Annotated in this window: 1 protein-coding gene; it reads right to left on the bottom strand. The window is 59.8% G+C overall.

The window, feature by feature from the left end; genetic code table 11:
* Positions 1-1,028: Ig domain-containing protein (locus CTR53_RS20960; protein ID WP_290818383.1), on the bottom strand; the 1,028-nt coding region annotated here is incomplete at its 3' end.
* Positions 1,029-1,071: the final 43 nt, after the last annotated feature.

The raw sequence follows: 1,071 nt of genomic DNA, 5'->3' as shown, positions 1-1,071 counted from the left end.
GCAAGGGTTTTGTTTACGCCTACCGCGGAGGGTTCGGCAGGAGTGATGGCGATAGAAGTTGCCTTCTGTATGACGGTCAGCTCAATAGTGCCTGTTACGCCGCTTCCGTCTTTAGCCGCGGCGGTGACGGTTGCCCTGCCTTCCGTCAAGCCTGTTACTAAACCGTTGGCGTCCACGGTAGCCTTGGACGGATCGCCGCTGCTCCACGTCACTCCCTTGTCGGCGGCATCTTCAGGAAGGACTGCGGCCGTCAATTGTTGGGTGCTCCCCACCGCCACACTGGCCGGGGAGGGCGTAATAGCGATAGAAGTTACTTTTTTAGGCGTGACGGTCAGCACAATAGTGCTTGTTATGCCGCTTCCGTCTTTAGCTACGGCCGTGATGGTTGCCGTGCCTTCTGCCACGCCAGTCGCTAAACCGTTGGCATCCACGGTAGCCTTGGACGGATCGCTGCTGCTCCACGTCACTTCCTTGTCGGTGGCATCGGCGGGAAGAACATTGGCCGTCAACTGTTGAGTACTCCCCACAAACACGCTGGCCGGGGAGGGCGTGATGGCGATAGAAGCGGAAAGGGTTCTTGTCAGCGTGACGGTCAGCGTGGTTGTCCCTGTTACGCCGCTTCCGTCTTTAGCCGTAGCCGTGATGGTTGCCGTGCCTTCTGCCACGCCTCTTGCCAAACCAGAAGCAACGTCCACGGTAGCCTTTGAAATATCGCTGCTGCTCCACGTCACCTCCTTGTTGGCGGCATCGGCGGGAAGAACCTCGGCCGTCAACTGTCGGGTATCCCCGACTACAACCCTGGGCGAAGGGGGCGTAATAGTGATAGACGTTGCTTTTTTGGGCGTGACGGTCAGCTCAATAGCGCCTGTTACCCCGCTTCCGTCTTTCGCCGTGGCCGTGATGGTTACCGCGCCTGTTGCCGCGCCAGTCACTAAACCGTCGGCGTTTACGGCAGCCTTGGTCTCATCGCTGCTGCTCCACGTCACCCCCTTGTCGGCGGCATCTTCAGGAAGGACTGCGACCGTCAATTGTTGGGTGCTCCCCGCCGCCACGGCGGTCGAGGAGGACGTG

This window comes from Ferrovibrio sp. (assembly GCF_002796975.1).
GTDB lineage: Bacteria > Pseudomonadota > Alphaproteobacteria > Ferrovibrionales > Ferrovibrionaceae > Ferrovibrio.
This window is presented reverse-complemented; position numbering and strand designations above follow the sequence as displayed.